11 protein-coding genes are annotated in these 9,589 nt (G+C 53.1%); 5 read left to right on the top strand and 6 right to left on the bottom strand.

Annotated features, from left to right (window positions below; genetic code table 11):
• Positions 1–216: 216 nt before the first annotated feature.
• The 5 genes from Q9J80_RS10640 to Q9J80_RS10620 form a co-directional block, all read right to left on the bottom strand.
• Positions 217–576 carry a hypothetical protein gene (locus Q9J80_RS10640; protein WP_301669388.1) on the bottom strand — a complete coding sequence of 120 codons (360 nt, stop codon included), beginning with the start codon at positions 574–576 and terminating at the stop codon, positions 217–219.
• A gap of 89 nt (positions 577–665) precedes the next feature.
• Positions 666–1,082 (bottom strand): RNA polymerase-binding protein DksA, encoded by a 417-nt coding sequence (gene dksA / locus Q9J80_RS10635; RefSeq protein WP_118793253.1) that lies wholly within the window; start codon positions 1,080–1,082, stop codon positions 666–668.
• 147 nt (positions 1,083–1,229) lie between these two features.
• On the bottom strand, positions 1,230–2,039 hold the full coding sequence (gene proC, locus Q9J80_RS10630) for a pyrroline-5-carboxylate reductase (protein ID WP_301674079.1): 810 nt from the start codon (positions 2,037–2,039) through the stop codon (positions 1,230–1,232).
• Between the two features lie 30 nt (positions 2,040–2,069).
• Positions 2,070–2,477, bottom strand: a complete 408-nt coding sequence (locus Q9J80_RS10625) for an RNA-binding protein (RefSeq protein WP_301674084.1) — start codon at positions 2,475–2,477, stop codon at positions 2,070–2,072.
• Positions 2,477–3,163 carry a YggS family pyridoxal phosphate-dependent enzyme gene (locus tag Q9J80_RS10620; RefSeq protein ID WP_304671753.1) on the bottom strand — a complete coding sequence of 229 codons (687 nt, stop codon included), beginning with the start codon at positions 3,161–3,163 and terminating at the stop codon, positions 2,477–2,479. The genes Q9J80_RS10625 and Q9J80_RS10620 overlap by 1 nt, the downstream gene beginning before the upstream one ends.
• Positions 3,164–3,276: 113 nt before the next feature.
• Between Q9J80_RS10620 and pilT the strand changes: the two genes are divergently transcribed.
• The 3 genes from pilT (at position 3,277) to yccS (ending at position 7,976) form a co-directional block, all read left to right on the top strand.
• Positions 3,277–4,320, top strand: coding sequence for a type IV pilus twitching motility protein PilT (gene pilT, locus Q9J80_RS10615; protein WP_003711230.1), 1,044 nt, complete (start codon positions 3,277–3,279; stop codon positions 4,318–4,320).
• Between the two features lie 163 nt (positions 4,321–4,483).
• A complete protein-coding gene (locus Q9J80_RS10610) occupies positions 4,484–5,710 on the top strand; it encodes a PilT/PilU family type 4a pilus ATPase (protein ID WP_304671754.1) in 1,227 nt (408 codons plus the stop codon).
• Between the two features lie 115 nt (positions 5,711–5,825).
• Positions 5,826–7,976 carry a YccS family putative transporter gene (gene yccS, locus Q9J80_RS10605; protein WP_301674082.1) on the top strand — a complete coding sequence of 717 codons (2,151 nt, stop codon included), beginning with the start codon at positions 5,826–5,828 and terminating at the stop codon, positions 7,974–7,976.
• Positions 7,977–8,599: 623 nt separating this feature from the next.
• On the opposite strand, the gene Q9J80_RS10600 is transcribed toward yccS, so the two are convergent.
• Positions 8,600–8,833: a hypothetical protein gene (locus Q9J80_RS10600; protein ID WP_301669393.1), complete on the bottom strand. Its 234-nt coding sequence runs from the start codon at positions 8,831–8,833 to the stop codon at positions 8,600–8,602.
• A gap of 105 nt (positions 8,834–8,938) precedes the next feature.
• On the opposite strand from Q9J80_RS10600, the gene Q9J80_RS10595 reads away from it, so the two are divergent.
• Together Q9J80_RS10595 and Q9J80_RS10590 are read left to right on the top strand one after the other, a co-directional pair.
• Positions 8,939–9,106, top strand: coding sequence for a hypothetical protein (locus Q9J80_RS10595; RefSeq protein WP_304674184.1), 168 nt, complete (start codon positions 8,939–8,941; stop codon positions 9,104–9,106).
• A gap of 30 nt (positions 9,107–9,136) precedes the next feature.
• Positions 9,137–9,589, top strand: a 453-nt coding sequence (locus Q9J80_RS10590) for a transposase (protein ID WP_301674083.1), incomplete at its 3' end; no start/stop codon positions are given.

The following is a 9,589-nucleotide window of genomic DNA, read 5'->3' as shown; positions in this document are numbered from 1 at the left end:
TTCCCGACATTCTGTGCTATACTTTTCAGTTCGTTCGCAGCTTCGGCAGCAGCGAAGAACCGAACTATACGCTTGAAGACGTATACGGTCAATACTTTCAGCGGGATTTTTTTGGGGAAATTCGTCATATCTCTGTCGGATAAGGTTTTTTATTTCTGCCAAATGCTGCGCCGCCTCCAATAATCCCTTCCTCATCGGCGACCCACGCTACGCTCGCTATGGTTTATACCTATTTAAAGCTGGTACCCTTTCTTCGAAATCACAAGAAATAATTGTGATAATATTTGCATGGTTTAAATATTCTAAAAAATTATTAATTTTATTGATACATTCATCAGTATCATATTGATTTAACATAATTATCTCTATGATAAATGGAAAATATAAAAAATTATCTTTAAAGTCAAAATTACGTTTTTCATCAAATTCATCATTATTAAAAAAATAAATATCTAACATTTCAGTTTCTATATATTTACCATTTATTAATGGCGATTTAAAGAAATTTTCAATCGCTGCAGAGATTAGATTTTTATCTTGACTACTAATAAATAATTTACAAAAATCAGAAATCATAAATTTTCCTTTTCTCCTCTGGTTGGTGCGCCTTTGTGAATATGCCGTCTGAAACTCGGGGCTTCAGACGGCATTTTCGTTTGCCGCTATTAGTCGGCAAACTGTTTTTTCATTCTCTCACGACGCTCTTGCGCCTCTACGGACAAAGTGGCTGTCGGGCGTGCCAGCAGCCGCTTCAGACCGATAGGTTCTCCCGTATCGGCACAGAATCCATAGTCCCCTTCATCAATATTGCGGATGGTCGCCTGTATTTTACTGAGAAGTTTTCGTTCCCGATCGCGGGTACGGAGTTCCAATGCGTACTCTTCTTCCTGTGTGGCACGGTCGGCAGGATCAGGGGCTGATTCGTGTTCTTGGAGATGTCCTGTCGTAGCGGAAGCATTTTCGATAAGTTCGTCTTGCATTTTTACCAGCAATTCGCGGAAAAAAGCCAAATGGTCGTCATTCATATAATCGTCTTCCGACCCGTTCCAATTCAAAATATCTTGTTCCGTCAGCTTTGCCATAATGTATGTCCTCTCGGTTCACCGCAAAAAACAAAGCACCACAAAGTGGCTTTATTCCTTTGATTTTTATAAGGCTTATTGCCTAAAGCGTTTTTAGAAAACGCGCATCATAACACGTTTTGGATTAGGGTTTTTATTTTCTTTACATTATTGATATTGCCGTTCCATTTCCTGCGAACGGCGCACACAGGCACAAACACCTTCATTTATGGCTTCGGCGACACGATGCCGTCTGAAGGCTTCCACGGCTTCGTGGGTTGTCCCGCCTTTTGACGTTACATTTTTTTGAAGCTTCTCGAAATCTTCACCCGTCTGCTCGGCAAGGGCAACCGCTCCTTTAAATGTTGCCAGGCTGAGCGCGCGTGCTTCTGCCATATCAAACCCTTGTCGGATGGCGGCATTTTGCAATGCGTCCAACAGATAAAACACATATGCCGGCCCGCTGCCGCTGATGCCGGTAATGCTGTGCATTTGCGCTTCATCTTCCAACCAAACGGTCAAACCGACAGATTTCATGATTCGATCGGCAATCCTGCGGTCTGTTTCCGATACTTCCGCTTCGGCAAACATACCGGATACGCCCAGCCCGATTTTTCCGGGCGTATTCGGCATAACCCGGACAATGCGGCGTGTTCCCCCGAGGTAACGGCTGAGCGTATCGACCGACAATCCGGCTGCGACAGAAAGCACCAATGCGCCGTTGGTGCGGATATTTTTGCACGCGACTTCCATATCCTGCGGCTTGACGGCAAGGATTAAAACATCGTCGGAATGAAGCTCCGGCAAGGTTTCAGAAGTTTCGACACCCAACTCTTTTTGCAAACGTTCGCGCTTTTCCGCCCCCCGGTTGGCAATATGGATGCGGTAACCGCCCTGTTTGACCAATCCGCCCGCAACGGCAGCCGCCATATTTCCGCCGCCGAGAAAATAAACATTCATTATTTCTACCCTATTCAAAATTACCTTACTAAATTCATTCCCAACTTTTTACCATCGGACGCGCTCGGACAGGCCGTTGCGCCGCAACCCCTGCTTTTCCAAACAATCAAAACCTTCCTGTTTGAACGTCTCAATCAAAGGTTTGCCGTCACGCGTACGCCAATCCAGCCCGCAGGCTTCAAACTTCCCTATTTTCCTGTAAAAGTAAGATTGTTGTGCGGACTCATATTCGTTTGCCCTGACGGAACGATTGCCGTCTGAAAGCGGTATCTCGTAGTCTTCTAAAGACGGCGGACTCTCGCCGCCAATATCCCAAAAATCGATGGCGGCCGGTTTTCTCGGCTTACACCAGCCGGACAGGGACGAACACTCATACCAATCTGCCAACCGGCAGCCGGTAACCGTAAAGGCAAGTAACGCAGCCGTTGCCGTATATTTTATTGCCCGAATTTCCATCATCCCCTTTTCCCGAAAATCGCGCTGCCGATACGGACGTGTGTCGCACCGCACTCAATGGCGGCAGGCATATCGTCCGACATCCCCATAGACAGCACATCCGCCTTAACGCCTGCCTCATTGAGATCGGCAAGCAGCTTTTGCATGGTCTGAAACTGGGTTTTCAACTCCGTTTCACTGCTGTTGGCTTTGGCAACGCACATCAAGCCGCGTACGACAAGGTTGGGCAGCTTCGCCACTTCCACGGCAAGCGCGACCGCTTCTTCGGGCGAGACACCGTGTTTCGCCGCCTCGCCCGCAATGTTCACCTCGATACACACCTGCAAGGGCGGCATTGAGAAAGGACGCTGTTCGCTCAAACGGCGGGCGGTTTTCAGACGGCATACGGTATGCACCCAATGCGCGCGTTCGGCGACAAATTTGGTTTTATTGGACTGCACATCGCCGATGACGTGCCACACGATGTCGGGCAAATCCGCCAACTCTTCCGTTTTACCGTACCACTCCTGAATATAGTTCTCGCCGAAATCACGCTGTCCGGCGGCGTAAACTTCGCGGATGCCGTCTGAAGGGAAAGTCTTACTGACGGCAATCAGGCTGACAGAATGCGGCTCCCTGCCCGCCTGCAGAACCAATTTTCCGATACGGTCGGACACCTCCCGATAACGTTCTTGCAAAACCGTCATAAATTATCCCCGGTAAAAATGCTTAAATAGTTGAATCCCAAGAATCAGGGCAGTAAAATTCAGAAGTAGGAAACACCGAACGACCCAAACATTATACTGGACAATATCCCATTATGCAGATTACCGACTTACTCGCCTTCGGCGTTAAAAACAAAGCATCCGACCTTCACCTGAGTTCGGGCATATCCCCTATGATTCGGGTTCACGGCGATATGCGGCGCATCAACCTTCCCGAAATGAGTGCGGAAGAGGTCGGCAATATGGTAACTTCGGTGATGAACGACCATCAGCGGAAAATCTACCAGCAAAACTTGGAAGTCGACTTCTCGTTCGAACTGCCCAACGTTGCCCGGTTCCGCGTCAACGCCTTCAACACCGGCCGCGGCCCCGCCGCCGTATTCCGCACCATTCCCAGCACCGTCTTATCGCTGGAAGAATTGAAAGCCCCGCGCATTTTCCAAAAAATCGCAGAATCTCCGCGCGGCATGGTATTGGTTACCGGCCCTACCGGTTCGGGCAAATCGACCACGCTTGCTGCGATGATCAACTACATCAACGAAACCCAGCCGGCACACATCCTGACCATCGAAGACCCGATCGAATTCGTCCACCAAAGCAAAAAATCCCTGATTAACCAACGCGAGCTGCACCAGCACACCCTCAGCTTCGCCAACGCGCTGAGTTCCGCATTGCGCGAAGACCCCGACGTTATCCTTGTCGGCGAGATGCGCGACCCCGAAACCATCGGCTTGGCACTGACCGCCGCCGAAACCGGACACTTGGTTTTCGGCACGCTGCACACGACCGGCGCGGCAAAAACCGTCGACCGTATCGTGGACGTATTCCCGGCGGGGGAAAAAGAAATGGTGCGCTCTATGCTGTCCGAATCGCTGACCGCCGTCATCTCCCAAAACCTGCTGAAAACGCGCGACGGCAACGGCCGTGTCGCCTCGCACGAAATCCTGATTTCCAACCCCGCCGTCCGCAACCTCATCCGCGAAAACAAAATCACGCAGATTAACTCCGTCCTGCAAACCGGGCAGGCGAGCGGTATGCAGACGATGGACCAATCGCTGCAATCGCTGGTGCGCCAAGGGCTGATCGCACCGGAAGTCGCACGCAAACGCGCGCAAAACAGCGAAAGTATGAGTTTCTGACACACAACCGCCTTCCGGCCATACCAGCGGGAAAACAAGGCGCAAACACGCGGGGCGGGACGCGGCATCCCGCCCGGCATCCCCTTCAGAACAGGAAGCGTCCGCCTTCCTGTTGAAACCCGCCGCCGCAAACTGCAAGGCTTAAACTGAAAAGAAGTTAACGATGAGTACCGATAACCTGCACGACATCTTGGACGAAATGGTTCAAGTGTATTCTCAAAAAAAACAAAGCCGCTCCGAAACCCCGGCCGAAATCGGCGCACACCTCCACCCGCTGCTCGACCGCCTGTGCGAAACCGCAGAAGCGCAAAGCGCGTCCGACATCCTTATCAGCAAAGGATTCCCGCCATCGTTGAAAATCAACGGCGCACTGACCCCTCAGCCGCAAAAGGCTCTGACGGGCGAGGAAACCGCCGCCATCGCCGCATCGACGATGAACACCGAACAATTGGAAATATTCCGGCGCGACGGCGAAATCAACTACTCCGTCCAATCGCGCAGCGGCACGCGCTACCGCGCCAACGCCTACCACAGCCAAGGCCACGCGGGTTTGGTTTTGCGGCGCATCAACCACGTCATCCCGCAAATGCAGGAATTGGGCCTGCCCGAAAAACTCAAAGACCTCGCCGTCGCACCGCGCGGGCTGCTGATTATCGTCGGGCCTACCGGTTCGGGCAAATCCACCACGATGGCGACTATGCTCGAACATCGCAACAAAACCCTGCCCGGCCATATCGTTACCATCGAAGACCCGATAGAGTTTATCTACAAACCGCGCCGCTGCATCTTTACCCAGCGCGAAATCGGCGTCGACACCATAAACTGGCAGACGGCGGTACAAAACGCTATGCGCCAGTCCCCCGACGTGGTCTGCATCGGCGAAGTCCGCAGCAGGGAAAATATGGAATACGCGATGCAGCTCGCCCAAACCGGCCACCTGTGCATTTTTACGCTCCACGCCAACACCGCGCCGCAGTCGCTCGAACGCATACTCAACTTCTACCCCAAAGAACAGCACAAGCAAATACTGATCGACATCGCCCTCAACCTGTCCGGTATCGTCTGCCAACGCCTCGCCCTCAAAAAAGACAAAACGGGCAGGACGGCGGTTGTCGATTTGCTCATCAACACGCCCGCCATCCAAGACTTCATCCTGAAGGGCGACCTGATGAACATCAATAAAATCATGGAAACCGCCAAAACCGACGGAATGCAGACAATGGATCAAAACCTTTTCGAACTGTACCGTCACGGCATCATCAGTTACGAAGAAGCCCTGCGCCAGTCCGTTTCCGCCAACAACCTGCGCCTGCATATCCAACTGTACGAAGAAGGCAAAATGCCCGAACTCCTTTACGACAGGGTCAACGGTCTCAACCTCGTTTCCTGATCCGCAAAACCCAATGCCGTCTGAAAACGCCGCCCCGTTTTCAGACGGCATGATTTTATCCGCCCCATTCATGTGCTACACTTTATTCACTTCATAACAATAAACCAGTAAAACCATGAAAACCCCACTCCTCAAGCCTCTGCTCATTACCTCGCTTCCCGTTTTCGCCAGTGTCTTTACCGCCGCCTCCATCGTCTGGCAGCTAGGCGAGCCCAAGCTCGCCATGCCCTTCGTACTCGGCATCATCGCCGGCGGCCTGGTCGATTTGGACAACCGCCTGACCGGACGGCTGAAAAACATCATCGCCACCGTCGCCCTGTTCACCCTCTCCTCACTTGTCGCGCAAAGCACGCTCGGCACAGGGCTGCCCTTCATCCTCGCCATGACCCTGATGACTTTCGGCTTTACCATCATGGGCGCGGTCGGGCTGAAATACCGCACCTTCGCCTTCGGCGCACTCGCCGTCGCCACCTACACCACACTTACCTACACCCCCGAAACCTACTGGCTGACCAACCCCTTCATGATTTTGTGCGGCACCGTACTGTACAGCACCGCCATCCTCCTGTTCCAAATCGTCCTGCCCCACCGCCCCGTCCAAGAAAGCGTCGCCAACGCCTACGAAGCACTCGGCGGCTACCTCGAAGCCAAAGCCGACTTTTTCGATCCCGACGAAGCCGAATGGATAGGCAACCGCCACATCGACCTCGCCATGAGCAACACCGGCGTCATCACCGCCTTCAACCAATGCCGTTCCGCCCTGTTTTACCGCCTTCGCGGCAAACACCGCCACCCGCGCACCGCCAAAATGCTGCGCTACTACTTCGCCGCCCAAGACATCCACGAACGCATCAGCTCCGCCCACGTCGACTACCAAGAGATGTCCGAAAAATTCAAAAACACCGACATCATCTTCCGCATCCACCGCCTGCTCGAAATGCAGGGACAAGCCTGCCGCAACACCGCACAAGCCCTGCGCGCAAGCAAAGACTACGTTTACAGCAAACGCCTCGGCCGCGCCATCGAAGGCTGCCGCCAATCGCTGCGCCTCCTTTCAGACGGCAACGACAGTCCCGACATCCGCCACCTGCGCCGCCTGCTCGACAACCTCGGCAGCGTCGACCAGCAGTTCCGCCAACTCCGACACAGCGACTCCCCCGCCGAAAACGACCGCATGGGCGACACCCGCATCGCCGCCCTCGAAACCGGCAGCTTCAAAAACACCTGGCAGGCAATCCGTCCGCAGCTAAACCTCGAATCGGGCGTATTCCGCCATGCCGTCCGCCTGTCCCTTGTCGTTGCCGCCGCCTGCACCATCGTCGAAGCCCTCAACCTCAACCTCGGCTACTGGATACTGCTGACCGCCCTTTTCGTCTGCCAGCCCAACTACACCGCCACCAAAAGCCGCGTCCGCCAGCGCATCGCCGGTACCGTACTCGGCGTAATCGTCGGCTCGCTCGTCCCCTACTTCACCCCCTCCGTCGAAACCAAGCTTTGGATCGTCATCGTCAGCACCACCCTGTTCTTCATGACCCGCACCTACAAATACAGCTTCTCGACATTTTTCATTACCATTCAGGCACTGACCAGCCTGTCACTTGCAGGGTTGGACGTATATGCCGCCATGCCCGTGCGCATCATCGACACCATTATCGGCGCATCCCTTGCCTGGGCGGCGGTCAGCTACCTGTGGCCAGACTGGAAATACCTCACGCTCGAACGCACCGCCGCCCTTGCCGTATGCAGCAACGGCGCCTATCTCGAAAAAATTGCCGAACGCCTCAAAAGCGGCGAAACGGCCGACGACGTCGAATACCGCGCCACCCGCCGCCGCGCCCACGAACACACCGCCGCCCTCAGCAGCACCCTTTCCGACATGAGCAGCGAACCCGCAAAATTCGCCGACAGCCTGCAACCCGGATTCACCCTCCTCAAAACCGGCTACGCCCTGACCGGCTACATCTCCGCCCTCGGCGCATACCGCAGCGAAATGCACGAAGAATGCAGCCCCGACTTTACCGCACAGTTCCACCTCGCCGCCGAACACACCGCCCACATCTTCCAACACCTGCCCGAAACCGAACCCGACGACTTTCAGACGGCATTGGATACACTGCGTGGCGAACTCGACACCCTCCGCACCCACAGCAGCGGAACACAAAGCCATATCCTCCTCCAACAGCTCCAACTCATCGCCCGACAGCTCGAACCCTACTACCGCGCCTACCGCCAAATTCCGCACAAACACACCCCGAACGCCGTCTGAAGCAGTTTTGCCATTTTGCAAAGCACGGCGTGAGGTCAGGCAGTTTGTAAGATAGTTCGCAAGGCTTTGCACGGGGCGGATGCACAGTGAAGATGTGCAAAGTGCAGGTTTCAGGGCGGGCGCAAGGGACTGTAAGACGGATGGTAGGGTGGATTGTAGGGTGGATTGTAGGGTGGGCTTCAGCCCACCGATTCCACCGCCTCGACAAATCTGACACATCCGCCATTTCCACCACTCCAACCATTCCCTCCAAGAACCCTTGATGCGGCAGGCTGAATCCCCCCTACAGTCCGCCCTACACAACGCCCGACGAAACCATAGGAATACCCGAATCGTCAGAAACACCCGAACCGTCATTCCCACGCAGGCGGGAATCTGGAATGCAAGATTAGAGAAACTGCTTTATCCGACTAGGAAAAATAAAGGGAATCCAAATCAAAAGACATGAATAAAAAAAACATATCTAAGCATTTGCCAATTGTGCTGGCAGTTATTATTTTATCTTGGTGTATATTAGCTAGAAGCTTATCCATGCTTTTCTCACTAGGGACATTAAGCATATATATAGATAGAAGACTTTATTTTTTAGAAAACTTCTTACCAGATTTTGTAAGTCTAGCAACTTATGCTTTCACTATTTGGATATGTATAAAGAAAATCATTAATGACCAGTAATTCTCATTTAAGTTTCCGTGCGGACAGGTCTGGATTCCCGCCTGCGCGGGAATGACGGCATATTTTGTATTTAATATAAAAGGTTGTTTGAATTTTCCAGCGGGCACAAAGTGTCGCATAGAAGGGCGTAGGGCGGGCTTCAGCCCGCCATTTACACCATTTGCACCGCTTTCAGGCGACATCAGTTTGGCGGCACCCGGTGGGCGTTGCGGGAATGGCGGAGTTGGTAAGACTGGCGGAATCGGTGGACTGAAGCCAACCCTACAACTAACCCTGCAACCAACCCTGTGCAACGCCCTACAGCCTCTTGCACACCCTTCCTACGTATTTACGCATCTGCCCCGCGCTTCCCCTGCCGTCTGCTGACTGAACAAACCGAGACCTTTGCAAAATTCCCCAAAATCCCCAAAATCCCCAAAATCCCCAAAATCCCCAAAATCCCCAAAATCCCCTAAATTCCCACCAAGACATTTAGGGGATTTCTCATGAACACCTTCTTCCAGCAAACCGCACAAGCCATGATCGCCAAACACATCGACCGCTTCCCACTATTGAAGTTGGATCAAGTGATTGATTGGCAACCGATCGAACGATACCTGAATCGTCAAAAAACCCGTTACCTTCGAGACCACCGCGGCCGTCCCGCCTATCCCCTGTTGTCCATGTTCAAAGCCGTCCTGCCCGGACAATGGCACAGCCTCTCCGATCCCGAACTCGAACACAGCCTCATTACCCGCATCGACTTCAACCTGTTTTGCCGTTTCGACGAACTGAGCATCCCCGATTACAGCACCTTATGCCGCTACCGCAACTGGCTGGCGCAAGACAATACCCTGTCCGAATTGCCGGAACTGATTAACCGCCAATTGACTGAAAAAGGCCTAAAAGTAGAGAAAGCATCCGCCGCTGTCGTTGATGCCACCATTATTCAGACCGCC

The organism is Neisseria blantyrii (genome assembly GCF_962747855.1).
Classification (GTDB): Bacteria; Pseudomonadota; Gammaproteobacteria; order Burkholderiales; family Neisseriaceae; genus Neisseria; species Neisseria viridiae.
Note: the sequence above shows the minus strand (reverse complement) of the source record. Positions and strands in the feature narration are given on the sequence as shown.

Bases quoted from the DNA above. Each gene is read 5' to 3' on its own strand.
- Q9J80_RS10640 (WP_301669388.1), bottom strand. From the start codon at position 576: ATGATTTCTGATTTTTGTAAATTATTTATTAGTAGTCAAGATAAAAAT.
- dksA (WP_118793253.1), bottom strand. From the start codon at position 1,082: ATGGCAAAGCTGACGGAACAAGATATTTTGAATTGGAACGGGTCGGAA.
- Q9J80_RS10625 (WP_301674084.1), bottom strand. From the start codon at position 2,477: ATGGAAATTCGGGCAATAAAATATACGGCAACGGCTGCGTTACTTGCC.
- Q9J80_RS10620 (WP_304671753.1), bottom strand. From the start codon at position 3,163: ATGACGGTTTTGCAAGAACGTTATCGGGAGGTGTCCGACCGTATCGGA.
- pilT (WP_003711230.1), top strand. From the start codon at position 3,277: ATGCAGATTACCGACTTACTCGCCTTCGGCGTTAAAAACAAAGCATCC.
- Q9J80_RS10610 (WP_304671754.1), top strand. From the start codon at position 4,484: ATGAGTACCGATAACCTGCACGACATCTTGGACGAAATGGTTCAAGTG.
- yccS (WP_301674082.1), top strand. From the start codon at position 5,826: ATGAAAACCCCACTCCTCAAGCCTCTGCTCATTACCTCGCTTCCCGTT.
- Q9J80_RS10600 (WP_301669393.1), bottom strand. From the start codon at position 8,833: ATGTCGCCTGAAAGCGGTGCAAATGGTGTAAATGGCGGGCTGAAGCCC.